This is a genomic window from Serratia sp. BIGb0163, assembly GCF_024809935.1.
GTDB classification, from domain to species: domain Bacteria; phylum Pseudomonadota; class Gammaproteobacteria; order Enterobacterales; family Enterobacteriaceae; genus Serratia; species Serratia quinivorans.
The window spans coordinates 209,280-225,397 of sequence record NZ_JANUDZ010000001.1 but is presented as its reverse complement, the minus strand read 5'-3'; the positions used below and the strand labels follow the sequence as shown (position 1 = coordinate 225,397).

17 protein-coding genes are annotated in these 16,118 nt (G+C 55.6%); 11 read left to right on the top strand and 6 right to left on the bottom strand.

Annotation, left to right across the window (positions count from 1 at the left end):
- Positions 1–82: 82 nt before the first annotated feature.
- The 3 genes from M2406_RS01130 to M2406_RS01120 all read right to left on the bottom strand — a co-directional run bounded on the left by M2406_RS01130 (position 83) and on the right by M2406_RS01120 (position 3,558).
- Complete coding sequence (locus M2406_RS01130; RefSeq protein ID WP_259188131.1) at positions 83–922, bottom strand: winged helix-turn-helix domain-containing protein; 840 nt, start codon at positions 920–922, stop codon at positions 83–85.
- A 543-nt stretch (positions 923–1,465) separates the two neighbouring features.
- Entirely contained in the window at positions 1,466–2,890 is a 1,425-nt protein-coding gene (locus M2406_RS01125) for a heavy metal sensor histidine kinase (RefSeq protein WP_259188130.1), read from the bottom strand.
- Positions 2,887–3,558 carry a heavy metal response regulator transcription factor gene (locus M2406_RS01120; RefSeq protein ID WP_012005931.1) on the bottom strand — a complete coding sequence of 224 codons (672 nt, stop codon included), beginning with the start codon at positions 3,556–3,558 and terminating at the stop codon, positions 2,887–2,889. Before M2406_RS01120 ends, M2406_RS01125 begins: the two co-directional genes overlap by 4 nt.
- Positions 3,559–3,698: 140 nt before the next feature.
- Here M2406_RS01120 and M2406_RS01115 point away from each other — a divergent pair, with 140 nt between their 5' ends.
- The 4 genes from M2406_RS01115 (at position 3,699) to M2406_RS01100 (ending at position 6,308) form a co-directional block, all read left to right on the top strand.
- The gene (locus M2406_RS01115) at positions 3,699–4,325 is read left to right on the top strand and encodes a hypothetical protein (protein ID WP_012005930.1); all 627 of its coding nucleotides are present in this window, start codon (positions 3,699–3,701) and stop codon (positions 4,323–4,325) included.
- 14 nt (positions 4,326–4,339) lie between these two features.
- On the top strand, positions 4,340–4,945 hold the full coding sequence (locus tag M2406_RS01110; protein ID WP_259189922.1) for a cytochrome b/b6 domain-containing protein: 606 nt from the start codon (positions 4,340–4,342) through the stop codon (positions 4,943–4,945).
- A complete protein-coding gene (locus M2406_RS01105; RefSeq protein ID WP_259188129.1) occupies positions 4,938–5,705 on the top strand; it encodes a molybdopterin-dependent oxidoreductase in 768 nt (255 codons plus the stop codon). Before M2406_RS01110 ends, M2406_RS01105 begins: the two co-directional genes overlap by 8 nt.
- A 243-nt stretch (positions 5,706–5,948) precedes the next feature.
- Positions 5,949–6,308 (top strand): hypothetical protein, encoded by a 360-nt coding sequence (locus M2406_RS01100; RefSeq protein WP_259188128.1) that lies wholly within the window; start codon positions 5,949–5,951, stop codon positions 6,306–6,308.
- A 215-nt stretch (positions 6,309–6,523) separates the two neighbouring features.
- Here M2406_RS01100 and ygbI read toward each other — a convergent pair whose 3' ends face one another.
- Entirely contained in the window at positions 6,524–7,288 is a 765-nt protein-coding gene (ygbI, locus tag M2406_RS01095) for a DNA-binding transcriptional repressor YgbI (protein WP_012005926.1), read from the bottom strand.
- A gap of 281 nt (positions 7,289–7,569) precedes the next feature.
- On the opposite strand from ygbI, the gene ltnD reads away from it, so the two are divergent.
- The 6 genes from ltnD (at position 7,570) to M2406_RS01065 (ending at position 13,214) form a co-directional block, all read left to right on the top strand.
- Positions 7,570–8,484 (top strand): L-threonate dehydrogenase, encoded by a 915-nt coding sequence (gene ltnD / locus M2406_RS01090; protein WP_012005925.1) that lies wholly within the window; start codon positions 7,570–7,572, stop codon positions 8,482–8,484.
- Complete coding sequence (gene otnK / locus M2406_RS01085) at positions 8,484–9,746, top strand: 3-oxo-tetronate kinase (RefSeq protein ID WP_256137866.1); 1,263 nt, start codon at positions 8,484–8,486, stop codon at positions 9,744–9,746. The genes ltnD and otnK overlap by 1 nt, the downstream gene beginning before the upstream one ends.
- Positions 9,743–10,375: a 3-oxo-tetronate 4-phosphate decarboxylase gene (gene otnC / locus M2406_RS01080; protein WP_259188127.1), complete on the top strand. Its 633-nt coding sequence runs from the start codon at positions 9,743–9,745 to the stop codon at positions 10,373–10,375. Before otnK ends, otnC begins: the two co-directional genes overlap by 4 nt.
- 3 nt (positions 10,376–10,378) lie before the next feature.
- Complete coding sequence (locus M2406_RS01075) at positions 10,379–11,155, top strand: HPr family phosphocarrier protein (protein ID WP_259188126.1); 777 nt, start codon at positions 10,379–10,381, stop codon at positions 11,153–11,155.
- A gap of 106 nt (positions 11,156–11,261) precedes the next feature.
- Positions 11,262–12,632, top strand: coding sequence for a GntP family transporter (locus M2406_RS01070; protein WP_012005921.1), 1,371 nt, complete (start codon positions 11,262–11,264; stop codon positions 12,630–12,632).
- 51 nt (positions 12,633–12,683) lie between these two features.
- Complete coding sequence (locus M2406_RS01065) at positions 12,684–13,214, top strand: GNAT family N-acetyltransferase (RefSeq protein ID WP_012005920.1); 531 nt, start codon at positions 12,684–12,686, stop codon at positions 13,212–13,214.
- Between the two features lie 9 nt (positions 13,215–13,223).
- Here the strand turns inward: M2406_RS01065 and M2406_RS01060 are convergent, their stop codons facing one another.
- Positions 13,224–14,099 carry a LysR family transcriptional regulator gene (locus M2406_RS01060; protein ID WP_012005919.1) on the bottom strand — a complete coding sequence of 292 codons (876 nt, stop codon included), beginning with the start codon at positions 14,097–14,099 and terminating at the stop codon, positions 13,224–13,226.
- A 93-nt stretch (positions 14,100–14,192) separates the two neighbouring features.
- On the opposite strand from M2406_RS01060, the gene M2406_RS01055 reads away from it, so the two are divergent.
- Complete coding sequence (locus M2406_RS01055) at positions 14,193–15,176, top strand: nitrilase family protein (RefSeq protein ID WP_012005918.1); 984 nt, start codon at positions 14,193–14,195, stop codon at positions 15,174–15,176.
- Between the two features lie 104 nt (positions 15,177–15,280).
- Here M2406_RS01055 and ompX read toward each other — a convergent pair whose 3' ends face one another.
- Complete coding sequence (ompX, locus tag M2406_RS01050) at positions 15,281–15,799, bottom strand: outer membrane protein OmpX (RefSeq protein ID WP_012005917.1); 519 nt, start codon at positions 15,797–15,799, stop codon at positions 15,281–15,283.
- Positions 15,800–16,118: the final 319 nt, after the last annotated feature.

Genomic DNA, 16,118 nt, shown 5'->3' with positions numbered 1-16,118 from the left:
TAAGTTATTAATATCAAGGTGATAATATTGGCGGCATATTCCTTTCCCCCGGGGTGGTGTTCATCCTGACACCGAGTAATGATTAATTGATAATTGCTGCTTTGTCGCTTTCAAGACCAGAACAAATTTCGACCCTGTGCTCACGCAAAATGCGACAACGCAGGAAAAATAGCCGGGAAATACCGGAAATGTAGGAGCGCACCTGGTTACTACGCACCACCAACAAGAACTCGTCGCCGCTGCACTCTGCCGTCTGCGGGGCGGCATAGGCCAGAATGTCACGACTCAGGCCGGCACTGACGGCAACCGCAGCGCCGGGCATCGACATGAAAACCTTACAGCTGTTGGCCTTACCCAAATAAATCTCCTGCCGGGAAACCGAGCCGGTGAGGTAGCAGCTAATCGCCACCACCAGCATAATCACCCCCAGTGCGACGATGCTGGCTATCGTCCACCAACGTCGGGAATAGCCGGCATACACTGTCCCGACGCTCCCCGGCTTCCCGGCCGTTGATGCTATTTCCGGTTGAACAGAGGCATGCGGAATAACAGACGTTTCTTCGTCGGTGAAGCTGTTTTCCGGCCCGTCACAGTGTTCAACTATTATTTCATAGCGCAGCATAAAACCGACCTTGGGTACGGTGGCGATCACCTCTTCCTCAATGCCCAGGTTTTTAATTACCCGACGTAGCTTGCTCACGCACTGGTTAAGATTATTGTTACCAGAAACCATGCCATAATCGTCCCAAACCTTCTTGAATATCACTTCCCGGCCAACTGCCTCACCATGATGGGTAATCAATAGCAGCAGTAGTCGCTTTGAAGGATTGGAAATAGAGATGGGGTCATCAGAGAACTCCGTTAGGCTCAGGGTACCCGTATCCACATCAAAAATGATGTGATCGTTTAATCTATATTTCATTTTTTAGAGGTCACTCTAGTGATTATTTATCGCCGTCGTTAAATGTTAATAAAATATTAAGCAATATTTAATCAGGTTAATCAGTAATTCCAGTCTCCAATCGCAATGAAAATCAATTAACGCCACAGAATGGATGTTTCTCGCCTTACTGTTTTCGATATAAGATTTTTCTCATAAACCATAACCAAAGATTATACAAACATCACAATCATTGATATATTTATATGTAAAAGTTCTTAAAGTTAGTTTTTTGTTTTGTAAATTATCGCCTTTAAGCTAAAAATCCTTCCCGCTCATTTAATGCAAGCATTTTTAATGAAAAAATAATAATGCATAATTTTTGATGACACTATATTTAACCAAAAATCAAAGGGTAAAGCGTAAAATAGACGCAATTTACGGCAGGATTAATCTTTTGATTCGGGGGTATAGAGACAATAACGGGGGAAATGAAAGTAAATGGTTACGAATACATTTGCGCCAATAATACCCTGCGTCACTATATTAGTGATGCAAAGATTAGTCTCAAACGGCGGGATTAAATTAATCTGCGGCGGGAAAGATCAGGCTAAAGGTGATCCGGGCGGAGTTATTCCCTCCGGAGCAGTGGGCACGAGTGACACCGCCGTGCAGCGTCATGATTGCGCGGACGATCGCCAATCCCAGCCCGCTGGCATGGCTGCCGGAACTGCGGGCAGCATCCGCGCGGTAGAAACGGTCAAACAACTTATCAAGATGGGCTGGAGCAATAGCCGGCCCCTGATTAACCACCTGTACAACCACTTCCCCAGTCTGCTGAGTGAGGGTCTGGAGTAATATCTGGCTGTTCTCATCGGCATAACGCACCGCATTGGCCACCAGATTGCTCAGTGCACGTTGGAACAACATGGCATCCGCCAGCAATTGCCCTCTGCCTGCGCAAACCAGCGTAATACCGCGCTCTTCCGCCAGGCCTTCAAAATAATCCGCCACCCGTTGCAGCTCTTGCGCCATATCAAGGCGACTGACGTTCAGCACCGCTTGCCCTTCGCCGGCACGCGCCAGAAACAGAATATTTTCTACCATGCGCGAAATGCGTTCCAGTTCATCCATGTTGTTCGACAACAGGGTTTCATACTCCTCCACGCTGCGTGACTGATACAGCGCCACCTGACATTGCCCCATTAACGCGCCCACCGGAGTGCGGATCTCGTGCGCCAGATCGGCGGAAAACTGCGTCAGCCGTTGATAGCCTTCGTTCAGGCGATCGAGCATGGCATTAAACGAACGAGTCAGTTGCTGCAATTCCTTCGGCGCCCCCTGCTCGCTCAGGCGAGTCGACAGCGTATTCGGTGTGATCACCGCCGCCTGCGCTGCCATGCGCCATAATGGCTGTAAGCCACGGCGCATCACCCAATAACCCAGCAATGCGATCAGCACAAACGCCACTATCACCGCGGCGACAATTCGCCAAAGATAACGCGCCAGCATCTTCTGTTCATTGAACATCACATGAGCCGCCGAGATCTGCAGCAGGTTGCCGTCCTCCAGTCTGACCAGCGCCGAGGCGGCTCGCAATGGCACGCCTTGCGCCGTCTGCCCGCTCTGTACCGCACTCAACCGCTGCGGTGTGCCAACCGGCGTCGGGATCATCGGCGGCAGGCTCACCCTGGCCGGGTTAACGTTGATTAACGACTTTTGCCCAGATTGCTGAAAAATCAGCACGTCCTGCTCGTTCCCCAGCATATTTTCAAACAGGCCGGTGTTCGCCATCAGCTGCTCGAGGGGAAAACGCCGGCTCAGTAAATTACGGTAATACTCCACCCGGCCGGTGACCTGCAAATCGCTGCGGAAGGTCATCTCCTGACGCATTGCGTCGTACAGGTACCATCCCGCACCGCTGACGACCAACGCCGCCACCAGCGCAAACAGCATAGCGCTGCGCAGCGTCAACGACAGCGCACGCCAACGCTGGACCAGAGCCTTCATGGACGCGGCTCGCAAACGTAGCCGATACCGCGCACGCTGTGGATCAGCTTGACGTCAAAGGGCCGATCAATCTTGGCACGCAACCGCTTGATCGCCACATCCACCACGTTGGTATCGCTGTCAAAGTTCATGTCCCAGACCTGCGAGGCGATCATGGTGCGTGACAACACTTCCCCTTCACGACGCACCAACAGATGCAACAACATGAACTCTTTGTTGGTCAGCGGGATCACCTGCTCCTGCCGTACCGCTTTGCGCCGCAGAACGTCGAGCTGCAGATCGGCAATGGCATAGTGGTCGGCCTCACGTACCGTGCCGCGCCGCAATAAGGTGCGCAATCGCAACACCAGTTCAGTGAAGGAAAAAGGTTTGATCAAATAATCATCGGCCCCCAGTTCCAGGCCATGAATACGATCCTGAACCCCGTCGCGGGCAGTCAGAAACAGGATCGGCACATCGCTTTTCTTGCGCAGTACCTCAATGATCTGCCAGCCATCCAGCCCTGGCAGCATCACGTCGAGCACAATGGCGTCGTAAGCATCCTCAAGCGCCCGAAACAGGCCGTCGGTGCCGTTACGCGCCAAATCGACGCTGTACCCGGCCTCGCCCAGCCCTTTCTTCAGGTAATCACCCGTACTGATGTCGTCTTCAACTACCAATATCCGCATTGTCGCCACCTCATTACACCTGCGGAAATACTAGCAGCTTCGGCAGACATGCTTGATGACATTAATGTCATTAAACCGACATGGTGCTGTCCCTGTTGTTCAACCATGCTTAACCGGCAACCTAAACAGAGGAGAACATTATGATTACCCGTCATCGTTTTGCCGGTTTACTGCTGTCCACCCTGATGCTGTGCAGCGGAGCCGCCGCTGCGGCTCAAACGCCAGGGAAAGTTATTGCTCCACTGCGCGGCACTATCAGTCAGGTGACCGACAGCAGCCTGCAAATTACCGACCGTAAAGGGGAAACGGTCAATGTGAAACTCAACGACCAGACGAAGGTGCTGAGCGTTTCAAAAGGCACGCTGGACGACATTAAACCGGACAGCTTTATCGGCACCGCTGCGGTACCCCAAGCGGACGGCAGCCTGAAAGCGCTGGAAGTCCACGTGTTCGCCGCCAGCCTGCGCGGCACCGGTGAGGGCCATTCGGCCTGGGAATCTGCCGACGGCAAGGTGGATACCATGACCAACGGCACCGTCGGTAAACTGGTTAACTCCAACGGTCGCACTCTGACCGTGACCTACGGCAACCAGCAGAAAACCGTTAACGTGCCGGAAGATGTGCCGATCGTGACTCTAGATCCCGGCGATCGCAGCCTGCTCAAACCCGGTGCGCACATCGTGTTGTTCTCCGCCACTGACGATAAGGGCGAACGCGTCGCCACCCGTATTTCTGCCGGCAAAGACGGCACCGTTCCGCCGATGTAACTCGGGAGTCGATGATGAAAACCAACGCGCCACGGCCGGTGCACCGCTGGCCGGTACGCATTACCCATTGGATTAACCTGTTTGCCATGGTCTGCATGTTCATGAGCGGCTGGGAAATCTACAACGCCTCACCGCTGTTCGGCTTTCGCTTCCCGCCGCAGGTCACGCTCGGCGGTTGGCTGGGGGGCGCAATTGGTTGGCATCTGGCGGTCATGTGGCTGCTGGCAGGCAACGCGCTGTGCTATTTCCTGTGGAGCCTGTTCAGCGGCCATTTTCGACGCGATCTGCTGCCGCTCACCGCCGGTACGTTAAGACGCGATATCTGGCAGGCGTTAACGCTGCGGCTAAAACATCAGCACGGCCGTTATAACGCCATTCAAAAGCTAATGTATCTCGGGGTACTGATTCTCGGGCTGTTGCTGGTGCTCTCCGGGCTGGCAATCTGGAAACCGGTGCAGCTACAAGGGTTGGTAAGCCTGTTTGGCGGTTTTGATATCGCGCGTTATGTGCACTTTTTCGCTATGTCCGGCATTGGTTTATTTGTGGTGATCCACCTGCTGATGGTGATGATCGTGCCGCGCACGCTGTGGGCAATGATTACGGGTGGCAAGCATGAGTGATAAAAAACAGCGCCCCGCGGCACCGACGCTGGAGCCGGCGCAAAAGAAACAATTGGTCAATCTGCAGCGCCGCCTGATGTTGCGTTCCGGCCTGACGCTGGGCGGCATCGCCATGCTGAGCGGCTGCAACCTGCAGGACGGCGATCAGGTCGATAAAGTGTTGTGGGCAATGTCGCGCTGGAACGATCGGGTGCAGGCCTGGCTGTTCAGTGGCCAGAAGCTGGCACAAACCTATCGCCCGGACCAAATCACCAATCCCTTCCCGTTTAACGCGTTTTACCCCGAGTACAACGTGCCGGAAGTGGATTTGGCCAGCTATCAACTGGAAGTCTCCGGCAAGGTAGAGAGAAAAGCGCCCTGGACGCTGGAACAGCTGCAGCGCCTGCCGCAGCAAAGCCAGATCACCCGCTTGATCTGTATCGAAGGCTGGAGCGCCATCGGCCAATGGGGTGGCGTGCCGCTGCGTAACTTCCTGCAGCACGTCGGGGCGGATCTGAACGCGCGCTATGTTGGCTTCAAATGCGCGGACCGCTATTACTCCAGCATCGACATGGCCACCGCGCTGCATCCACAGACCATTCTGGCGCTGGATTTCGGCGGCAAGGCGCTGCCAGCGGATTACGGCTACCCGCTAAGGCTGCGGGTACCCACCAAGCTGGGGTTCAAGAACGCCAAACATATCGCCGCTATTTTTGTCAGCGATACCAACCCCGGCGGCTACTGGGAAGATCAGGGTTATAACTGGTTCAGCGGAATTTAGTTTTCTGCGCAGCACTGCGCAGGATCCCCGCGGACGGCTGGCACAGATATCCCGTCGCTGCTAATAATTCACCATTAACAAGGAAGATAACTATTGGAAAAGTAATAATAAAAAGGATTTTATCATGGAGATTGATGCTATGGAGCGCTATACGCTACGGGCGGGTGAATTCAGATAACAGTAAGCAAAAGTGACGAAAAAACTGCAGAATATTATCTGGATTTCAAAAAGATCACTCAAGAAATGCGAGCATGGTTTGCGCATGTTTATACCGACCCAGACTTTTTAGATAACGCTTATGCCATAGAGTTTTATGATATCAAAACACTAAGTCTTGCCACCAGACAAGGACGCTCCGCATTCGATACCTATACCCCCATGGGGTATACATTTTCTGAACGTGAGCGCCTGTTCGTCGATGGGATAGGTAAAACTATTATCGACTTCGTTACCCAATATCAGGCAAAGCTCGTTTTTAGCGTACCTTTAAGACCCGCCCTGGCCAAAATCTATGATTCACTATTGAAAAAACATGCTCAAAGAGTACAGTATTTATACAAAATGGAATTCATAAAGGACGGTTTATATGTCATCGAAATCTAACGTCTTGGATCAATCACAGGAGCAAAGCTCGAATTTTTTGAGTATTAAAGAACAGCGCTTGCAGGCCTTACAAGCTTTCCATGATGCCTGGTGGGAACAAAGATGCCAGGAGTGGCGTGAACGAGGTTGCCTCGGTACGCCAGGGCGGGTCATCAGCCGCTACCGTTCCAACGAAACGTCATAACCCCCATTTGGGGGTTTTCTGTTTTAGCCAATCACTCCCCGGTCGTCATCAGCGTAATATCCGCCTGCTGGATAGCCTCGCGCGCGGCGGCTGGCAGGTTGTTATCGGTAATAATCGCGTCAAATGCCGTTATCGGCAGTGCCAGATAAGTGGCAACTTTACCGTATTTAGAGGTATCGCTGAGTAGAATGCAGCGGCGGCTGGCATCCACAATGGCTTTCTTCACCATCACCTTGTCTTCGTTCGGCGTCGACAGCCCACGCATGCCCCATGACGAAGCGGAAATAAACGCCAGATCGATAAACAGCCCGCGCAATGCCTGCGCTGCCGCTTCCCCCACGCAGGAGCGATTCTCACGGCAGACGGTGCCGCCGGTGTGAATGATTTTGCACTGGCTGTGTTCAATCAGGTAACCCGCAATCACGAAATCATTGGTGACCACCGTCAGGTCATCGCGATCGCTAATGTGTCTGGCCAGCGCCAGCGTCGTGGTACCCGCATCCAGATAGATACAGCTGTCAGCGGGGATCTGCCGGGCAGCCAACTGACCGATGGCCGCTTTCTGCTGGCTGTACATCCCTTCCTTGTCCTGATGCGAAGGCTCAATCGCCACCCGTTCTGCCGACTGCACGCCACCCGATACCGCCAGTACCGCGCCCTGCTCCTCGAGCTTTTGCAGATCGCGGCGAATGGTCATGTGCGACACCCCCAGCCGTTCGGTCAACTCAGCAATGCTGACCACCCCGCGTTCTGATACCAGCGCTAAAATTTGTTGATGGCGTTCTACAGGTATCACGGTTCCCTCTCTTTACCGCAGTGATAATAATTGTGATTTTACGTCAATTTTCGTTCGGTGAAAGCCCGCTGTTTTCAGGCCGTGAAGTCGCTCATGTTATCGGTGATTTTATTTTAATTTTTTAAAACAAATAGATAGAGCAAAATTTATATTATTGGCTGATGTGAACCTTATTCACCCACTGTTAATAATTGTGACAACGATCGCTGATGACGCACGACAAAGCGCTTATATTTAACACAACAAAACAAATTATCACTAAAATTAACAAGGGGTGCGCTATGACACAGCCAGCGGATTTTGCAGTTTGCATCGTAGGATTAGGTTCAATGGGCATGGGAGCGGCGAAGTCGTGCATTAATGCCGGACTGACTACTTACGGTGTCGATCTTAACCCGCAGGCGCTGGCCTCCTTGCAACAGGCCGGAGCAAAACAGGCGGCTACCCGCGCAGACGACTTTGCAGCCGAACTCGATGCCTTGTTGCTGCTGGTGGTCAACGCCGCGCAGGTGAAACAGATCCTGTTTGGTGACAACGGCCTGGCCGCGAAGCTGAAGCCAAATACGCCGGTGATGGTGTCTTCCACCATTTCCGCGGCCGATGCCAAACAGATCGAACAGCAGTTGCTGGCCCTGGGTCTGAACATGTTGGACGCCCCGGTTTCCGGTGGTGCCGCCAAGGCTGCCGAGGGCCAGATGACGGTGATGGCCTCCGGTGCCGAATCCACTTTCCGGCAGTTGCAACCGGTGCTGGACGCCATTGCCGGCAAGGTCTATCGCATTGGCGAAGAGATTGGCCTGGGGGCTACGGTGAAAATCATCCATCAACTGCTGGCCGGGGTACATATCGCCGCCGGGGCCGAGGCCATGGCGCTGGCCGCCCGCGCCGGCATCCCGCTGGACGTTATGTACGATGTCGTCACCCACGCCGCCGGTAACTCATGGATGTTCGAGAACCGCATGCGCCACGTGGTCGACGGTGACTATGCACCTAAATCGGCGGTTGATATCTTCGTGAAGGATCTGGGGTTGGTGGCGGATACTGCCAAAGCGCTGCATTTCCCACTGCCGCTGGCCTCAACCGCCTTCAATATGTTCACCGCCGCCAGTAATGCCGGTTTCGGTAAAGAGGACGACAGTGCGGTGATCAAGATCTTCGCCGGTATCGACCTGCCGCAAAAGAAGGAGAACGCATAATGCTGCTCGGCGTCATTGCAGATGATTTTACCGGAGCCACCGATATTGCCAGCTTTCTGGTAGAAAACGGCCTGCCGACGGTGCAGTTGAACGGCGTGCCGCGGGATGACCTGCCGGTCGAAGCGCAGGCGGTGGTTATCAGCCTGAAGTCACGCTCCTGCCCGGTGGCGCAGGCCATTGAGCAGTCGTTGCAGGCGTTGGCCTGGCTACAGCGCCAGGGTTGCCGGCAATTTTACTTCAAATATTGTTCGACCTTCGACAGCACCGCGCAGGGCAATATCGGCCCGGTGACCGACGCCCTGCTTGATGCGTTGGGCGAAAGCCAGACGGTGATTTCACCCGCGTTGCCAGTTAACGGCCGCACCGTATATCAGGGCTATCTGTTCGTGGCGGATCAGTTGCTGGCAGAGTCCGGCATGCGCCACCATCCGGTAACGCCAATGACCGACAGTAACCTGCTGCGGCTGATGGAAGCACAGGCTCAGGGACGCTGTGGGCTGGTGAACGCCGCAGAAATGGATCGCGGTGCCGGGGCGGTGGCTGAAAAACTACGGCAATTGGCACTGCAGGGCATGCGTTACGCGGTGCTCGATACGCTGAATGAACAGCACTTGCTGACCCAGGGTGCGGCGCTGAAAGATATGAAGCTGGTGACCGGTGGCTCCGGCCTGGCGATTGGCCTGGCACGCCAATGGGCGCAACCGGGGCAAGGCAGTCCACAGGCCGCAGGAGCGCCGCAAGGAGCAAAAGCCGTGGTGTTGTCTGGTTCCTGTTCCACTATGACTAATCAACAGGTGGCACGTTACCGTCAACAGGCGGCCGCTATGGCGGTCGACGTGGCGCGGTGCCTGAATGATGCCGAGCGCACGGCCTATATCACCGAGCTGGTCGACTGGGTGCAACAGCAGGCGAATGCCCCGCTGGCCCCTCTGCTGTACGCCACCGCTGAGCCGGAAAAACTGCAGCAGGTGCAACAGCAGTACGGTATGGCCGCCGCCAGCCAGGCGGTGGAGTCGCTGTTCGCCGGGGTGGTCAAACAGCTCCAACAGCGGGGTTTCAGCCGCTTTATCGTCGCCGGTGGCGAAACCTCTGGCGTGGTAACGCAGGCTCTGGGTATTCGCGGTTTCCACATTGGCCCCTGTATTTCTCCCGGCGTGCCCTGGGTGCGTGCCATCGATCAGTCTATTTCACTGGCCCTGAAGTCGGGCAATTTTGGCGACGAGAACTTTTTCGCCCGGGCGCAAACGGAGTTCCCCCTATGACACTGACCACCGAACAACAGGCGCGTGAAGAAATGGTACGTCTGGGGGCCTCGTTCTTTCAGCGTGGCTACGCCACCGGGTCTGCCGGTAATCTTTCGCTGCTATTGGCGGACGGCACGCTACTGGCCACCCCCACCGGCTCCTGTCTGGGTGAACTGCAGGCCGATCGGTTGTCGAAAGTCAGCCTGAGCGGCGAATGGTTGTCCGGAGATAAACCGTCAAAAGAGATCAGTTTCCACCGCGCGCTGTATCTGAACAACCCGGAATGCAAAGCGGTGGTGCACCTGCACTGTACCTATCTCACCGCCCTGTCCTGCCTGCTGGGGTTGGACGTGGAGAATGCCATCAAACCCTTCACCCCTTATGTGGTGATGCGCGTCGGCAAGGTGCCGGTGGTGCCTTACTATCGTCCCGGTGATTTGCGACTGGCGGAAGATCTGGCCAATCTGGCACCGACGCACCGTGCTTTTTTGCTGGCCAATCACGGCCCGGTGGTTACAGGTAAGAGCCTGCGTGCCGCGGCGGACAACACCGAAGAGATGGAGGATGCGGCGAAGCTGATTTTCACCCTCGGCGAACGCCCGATTCGTTATTTGACCGATGATGAGATTGCCGAGCTACGGAGCTGAATCATGCCAAAATTTGCTGCCAATTTATCGATGATGTTTACCGAACTGCCGTTTCTGGAGCGATTCGAGGCTGCGGCCGTCGAAGGGTTCACCGCGGTGGAGTTCCTGTTCCCCTATGACTATCCGGCCGAGTTACTGGCGGAAAATCTGCGCCGCCACGGCCTGCAGCAGGTGCTGTTTAATACCGCCCCCGGTAATGCCGATGCCGGAGAATGGGGGCTGGCGGCGGTTCCTGGCCGCGAACAGGCCGCGCGTGCCGATATCGACAAAGCTCTGGCCTATGCCATCGCGCTGAACTGCCCCAGCGTACACGTCATGGCCGGTGTGGTTCCGCCCGGCGAAGATTGGCAACGCTACCGCGATACCTTTATCGGTAATATCCGCTACGCCGCCGACAGCTTCGCCCAACACGGCATCAAGGTACTGATCGAAGCGCTCAGCCCGCAGGTTAAGCCCAATTATCTGTTCTCCAGCCAGCATCAGGCAGCAAAACTGGTCGAAGCCGTCGATCGCCCGAATGTGTTTATCCAGTTCGATTTTTTCCATGCGCAGTTGGTCGACGGCAATATCAGCGGTCTGATGGCTGCACTGGCCGGGCGCTATGCCCATATTCAGATAGCTTCAGTACCAGAACGCCATGAACCGGACGACGGCGAACTCAATTATCCCTGGCTGTTCGCCCAACTGGACCGCCTCGGTTATACCGGCTGGATTGGCTGCGAGTACAAACCGCGTGGCGATACCCGGGCCGGGCTGGGGTGGATAAAGCCTTACCTGTAACAGGCCGATCCTGCGTACCTGACAGCAACAATATAAAAATTAAACGCACCCGTATCGCCAGCCGGCGATCGCGGTGCCTGACTCTTACCCGATTAAAGGCTATCCCATGTCCACTTCCCTGCTTTTGATAATTGCCGCATTAGGCGTAGTGCTGCTTCTGCTGATGGTGATCAAGGCCAAGATCCAGCCATTTGTCGCCCTGCTGGTGGTTAGCCTGCTGGTGGCGCTGGCCAGCGGTATTCCGACCGGCGAAGTGATGAAAGTGATGACCGCCGGAATGGGCGGCGTGCTGGGCTCGGTCACCATTATTATCGGTCTGGGCGCGATGCTTGGCAGAATGATCGAGCATTCCGGCGGGGCCGAGTCGCTGGCCCATCGTTTCAGCCAGGCTTTAGGGCCAAAACGTACCATCGCCGCGCTAACCATCGCTGCGTTTATTCTCGGTATTCCAGTGTTCTTCGACGTCGGCTTTATCATTTTGGCGCCGATCATCTACGGCTTTGCCAAGGTGGCCAAAGTTTCCCCGCTGAAATTTGGCCTGCCGATGGCCGGCGTAATGCTGACGGTGCACGTCGCGCTGCCGCCGCACCCTGGCCCGGTGGCTGCTGCCGGGTTACTGAACGCCGACATCGGCTGGCTGACCATTATCGGCCTGGCTATCTGCATTCCGGTCGGGGTTATCGGCTACTTCGCGGCTAAATGGCTGAACCGTAAGCCCTACCCGTTGTCGATTGAAGTGCTGGAGCAATTGCAGCTGGCGGCCCCCGAGCCGGCTCCTGCAGGCAAAGCGCCGTTAAGCGATCGCATCAACCCTCCGGGGGCCGGGCTGGTGGCCGCGCTGATCGTCATTCCTATCGCGATCATCATGCTGGGTACCGTTTCCGCCACCCTGCTTGAGCCAGGTTCGGTACTGCGTGACACTTTATCGCTGATCGGTTCCCCAGCGGTGGCGCTGATGATCGCCCTGCTGTTGGCGTTCTATTTCCTGGCCATTCGCCGCGGCTGGAGCCTGCAACACACCAGCGACGTAATGGGTGGCGCGCTGCCCACTGCCGCGGTAGTGATCCTGGTAACCGGTGCCGGTGGCGTGTTCGGCAAAGTGCTGGTGGAGTCTGGCGTGGGCAAGGCATTGGCGGAGGTTCTGACCACCATTGGCCTGCCGTTAATCCCGGCGGCGTTTATTATCTCACTGGCTCTACGTGCCTCACAGGGGTCCGCCACCGTGGCAATCCTGACAACCGGAGGGTTACTGTCGGAAGCGGTCAGCGGACTGAATCACCTGCAATTGGTACTGGTTACCCTCGCCACCTGCTTCGGCGGGCTGGGGCTGTCGCACGTGAATGATTCCGGCTTCTGGATCGTCACCAAATATCTCGGTCTTTCAGTGGCTGATGGGTTGAAAACCTGGACGGTACTGACCACTATCCTCGGCCTCAGTGGTTTCCTGTTCACCTGGTTGCTGTGGCTGGCGGTGTAATTTCTCTGGCATACTGCACAGACCCTTTTGGCTCTGTGCAGGAAAAAAATAATGCCCCTTATCACCACCGCCCCGCAGTTGCTTACCGAACGTTTACGCCTGGATGCCCATACGCTGGACGACTTTGACTCATTGGCCGCCATGTGGGCCGATCCTGAAGTGGTGCGCTATATCGGCGGCACGCCGAGAGATCGGGAAGACTCCTGGGGCCGACTGATGCGTTACGTGGGGCACTGGGCGCTATTAGGTTATGGGTACTGGGCGGTGCGCGATAAAGTCAGCGGCGCTTACCTCGGTGGCATCGGCTTTTCTGACTTCCAGCGGCATATCACCCCGGCGCTCGACGCCCCGGAAATGGGCTGGACATTAGTGACATCGGCGCAGGGCAAAGGCTATGCCACCGAAGCGTTGCGTGCGGCCCTGGCCTGGGGAAAAGAGCATTTACCGGGCGATAAGGCGGTCTGTATTATTTCACCGGAAAACCAGCCTTCAGTGGCGCTGGCGAAGAAGGTCGGTTTTAGCGAAAGCCACCGCAGCGAGTACCATCAGAACCCGATACTGGTGATGCACTGCCCGTTGTAAACCAGGCCGTTAACGCACCGACGCCGCGGCCAACGCAACCTGGATAAAATTATCCCGCAGCGCATCAGCCTGCTGCGGGTTCCAGGCAATGCCGACCTGCCACTCGGTCTGTTCACCGCTGAGCGGCAGAATATCGATACCCGCCGGAATAATATGGCTGACGCTGTGCGGCAACAGGGCAACGCCAATGCCGGCGGCAACCAACGCCAACAGCGTCTGGATATCCCCCGCCTGTTGCACCACATTCGGCACCAGTTGATGGGCGGCAATAAAACGCAGCGACTGTTCGCTCAGACCGCGTCCGCGTTTTGGCGTCAGCTGCAGCAGCGGCAGGGTGTTGAATTGCCCGATGATCGCCTCCGCCTTCAGCGCCAACGCTGCGGGTGCCGCCAGCACCAACCGATCGCTCAGCAGCGCGCTGGCCCGCAGCGGTTTGCTGACCGGCAACCGCACGAACCCCACCTGCAGCTCTCCTTGCAATAACAACTGATACTGCCGCTCCGAAGGCAAATCCTCCAGCCCCACGGCAACCTCAGGAAAACGCTGGCGGAAGGCGGCAACCAGTTGCGGTGCCAGGTGAAAACTGGACAGCCCGAATCCAATTGCCAACCGCCCCGCCTCGCCTTGCACGATCCTCAAAGCACGCTGTTGAAACTGTAAATGCTGCCCCACCAGCGCCTGTGCCTCGGGGTAGAGTCGCTGTCCGCTGGCGGTGAGCTGTGCCCCCTGGCGACCACGGTTAAACAACCGGGCGCCCAGCAGCGCTTCCAGCGCCTGGATCTGTTTGCTCAGTGCCGGCTGGGTGATACACAGCCGTTCTGCCGCCAGGTGATAATTGCCCTGTTCAGCCAGCACCACAAAGGCGCGCAGTTGTCGAATATCCATTCCGTTTGGTTATCAAATTAAGAATTTAATTGATTATACAGTAATCAATAGCTTTGCTGTAATCAACGCCAGACAACGACCAAAGGTAACCTTATGACAAACTTTCTGCGTGCCGCGACGGTGCAGTTCCAGCATCGCGCCAACGATAAAAATTACAACCTGTCGGTGATCGAGGGCTTTATCACTCGCGCCGCCGCCGAACAAATCCAGGTGCTGACCTTCCCGGAGATGTGCATTACCGGCTATTGGCACGTGCGACACCTCAGCGCAGGCGAAATTGGCGCACTGGCCGAACCCATTGCCACCAGCCCTTCGCTGGCGCGTATTCGTCCGCTGGCGGAGCGCTACAACATGGCGATCGGTGTTGGGCTCATCGAACAGGGTGAAGACGGCAAATATTACAATGCCTACGCGGTTTGCCTGCCCGACGGCAAGCTTCACGTACACCGAAAACTGCATGCCTTTGAGCACCCGGCGATAGCCAGCGGCGACAGCTTCACCGTGTTTGACACCCCATGGGGGGTTCGGATGGGAGTATTGATCTGCTGGGACAATAACCTGGTAGAGAACGTGCGTGCGACCGCTTTGCTGGGGGCTGAAGTCCTGCTGGCTCCGCATCAAACGGGCGGCACCCATTCCCGTAGCCCGCATGGTATGAAGCCAATACCGTTGGAAGTCTGGCAGCAGCGGCAGACAAATCCTGCGGCGATAGAGGCAGCATTTCGTGGCGAACATGGCCGCGGCTGGCTGTTGCGCTGGTTACCGGCTCGCGCTCATGACAATGGCCTTTTTGTTCTGTTCAGCAATGGTGTGGGGCGCGATGACGACGAGGTCCGCACCGGCAATGCGATGATCCTCGACCCGTATGGCCGTATTTTGGCGGAAACCTGGGCGGCGGAAAATCAGATGGTCACGGCGGAACTGGATCTGTCGCTGATCCCGCTCAGTACCGGACGCCGCTGGATCCACGGCCGTCGGCCCGCGCTGTACGGTATTCTCACCCAGCCACAGGGCTATGAGCGAGATGCCCGCAGCGCACGCTTTTCGTCAGAGCCGGCACAGAAACTGGGTAAGTAGCTACCCGCGCCGAATGACAGGCAAAAAAAATCCGCCCGAGGGCGGATTTTTATCTGATGCGGCCAATTGCGCCACACGCTCACACCCGTAGGCGTGGAGAAATCTTAGAAACGGTAGCCTACGCCAACGCTCCAGATGCCAACGTCAACGCTGCGGATACGGCTCTGCTCGTAACCCACGTCCAGAGCTACGTCCTGGATTGGGTTGAACTGCAGGCCAGCACCGTAGGTGAAGCCGTAGTCGCTGCTGCCGTTACGGTCAGAACCGTTTTGGGCGTTGTCGATGTTTTTGCCGTAGCCAACACCAACTACACCGTAGATGCTTGCCCAGTCGTTGAAGCGGTAAGCTGGACCAGCAGTGATAGAGTTGTACTGAGCTTTACCGTAGTAACCGTTCTCAGAACCGTTCTTTTCCACGTGGGTAAAGGAACCGATCACACCCAGTGGGTTGTTGTCGAACTCGTAACGGTACTTCAGGTTGAAACCGTCGGCTTTGTTGGCAACGCCTTGGAGATCACCCTGCGCATAGCCTGCGGATACGGTGCTCTGGCCAGCGAATGCGGTACCTGCGGTTACTGCTAATACACAGGCTGCTACTGCGGAAAGACATGCAATTTTTTTCATAACCACCTCAAACGCGTTATATTTTTAAGTAAATCCATTTGTTCATGCATTGAAAATATAACAAAAATTAGCGTGAAACTCTGCCTTAAAATGAGTGTCTAATGCTTTATATCGTGTAACATTAGATTTCAAGAACAGTGTATCTTCTTCTTTTCGCTCTATTTTCGAGCCGTATTCTACGCGTTTCTGTGACAATAATCACCTATTTAAAATCCAGATGATTCTTAAAAAAAGCGCACTTTTTGAGCATAAAACCTAGTCGGCCGTCCTAAATCTGGCGCTTTTCTCCGTTGCGAACGCTTTTCTCAGACACATTTAC

What these genes read in the sequence shown, in the direction of transcription:
- M2406_RS01055 (WP_012005918.1), top strand. Translation starts at nt 14,193, where the DNA reads ATGACAAACTTTCTGCGTGCCGCGACGGTGCAGTTCCAGCATCGCGCC.
- M2406_RS01130 (WP_259188131.1), bottom strand. Translation starts at nt 922, where the DNA reads ATGAAATATAGATTAAACGATCACATCATTTTTGATGTGGATACGGGT.
- M2406_RS01100 (WP_259188128.1), top strand. Translation starts at nt 5,949, where the DNA reads ATGCGAGCATGGTTTGCGCATGTTTATACCGACCCAGACTTTTTAGAT.
- M2406_RS01065 (WP_012005920.1), top strand. Translation starts at nt 12,684, where the DNA reads ATGCCCCTTATCACCACCGCCCCGCAGTTGCTTACCGAACGTTTACGC.
- ltnD (WP_012005925.1), top strand. Translation starts at nt 7,570, where the DNA reads ATGACACAGCCAGCGGATTTTGCAGTTTGCATCGTAGGATTAGGTTCA.
- otnK (WP_256137866.1), top strand. Translation starts at nt 8,484, where the DNA reads ATGCTGCTCGGCGTCATTGCAGATGATTTTACCGGAGCCACCGATATT.
- M2406_RS01070 (WP_012005921.1), top strand. Translation starts at nt 11,262, where the DNA reads ATGTCCACTTCCCTGCTTTTGATAATTGCCGCATTAGGCGTAGTGCTG.
- M2406_RS01075 (WP_259188126.1), top strand. Translation starts at nt 10,379, where the DNA reads ATGCCAAAATTTGCTGCCAATTTATCGATGATGTTTACCGAACTGCCG.
- otnC (WP_259188127.1), top strand. Translation starts at nt 9,743, where the DNA reads ATGACACTGACCACCGAACAACAGGCGCGTGAAGAAATGGTACGTCTG.
- M2406_RS01115 (WP_012005930.1), top strand. Translation starts at nt 3,699, where the DNA reads ATGATTACCCGTCATCGTTTTGCCGGTTTACTGCTGTCCACCCTGATG.
- M2406_RS01110 (WP_259189922.1), top strand. Translation starts at nt 4,340, where the DNA reads ATGAAAACCAACGCGCCACGGCCGGTGCACCGCTGGCCGGTACGCATT.
- M2406_RS01105 (WP_259188129.1), top strand. Translation starts at nt 4,938, where the DNA reads ATGAGTGATAAAAAACAGCGCCCCGCGGCACCGACGCTGGAGCCGGCG.
- M2406_RS01125 (WP_259188130.1), bottom strand. Translation starts at nt 2,890, where the DNA reads ATGAAGGCTCTGGTCCAGCGTTGGCGTGCGCTGTCGTTGACGCTGCGC.
- M2406_RS01060 (WP_012005919.1), bottom strand. Translation starts at nt 14,099, where the DNA reads ATGGATATTCGACAACTGCGCGCCTTTGTGGTGCTGGCTGAACAGGGC.
- M2406_RS01120 (WP_012005931.1), bottom strand. Translation starts at nt 3,558, where the DNA reads ATGCGGATATTGGTAGTTGAAGACGACATCAGTACGGGTGATTACCTG.
- ompX (WP_012005917.1), bottom strand. Translation starts at nt 15,799, where the DNA reads ATGAAAAAAATTGCATGTCTTTCCGCAGTAGCAGCCTGTGTATTAGCA.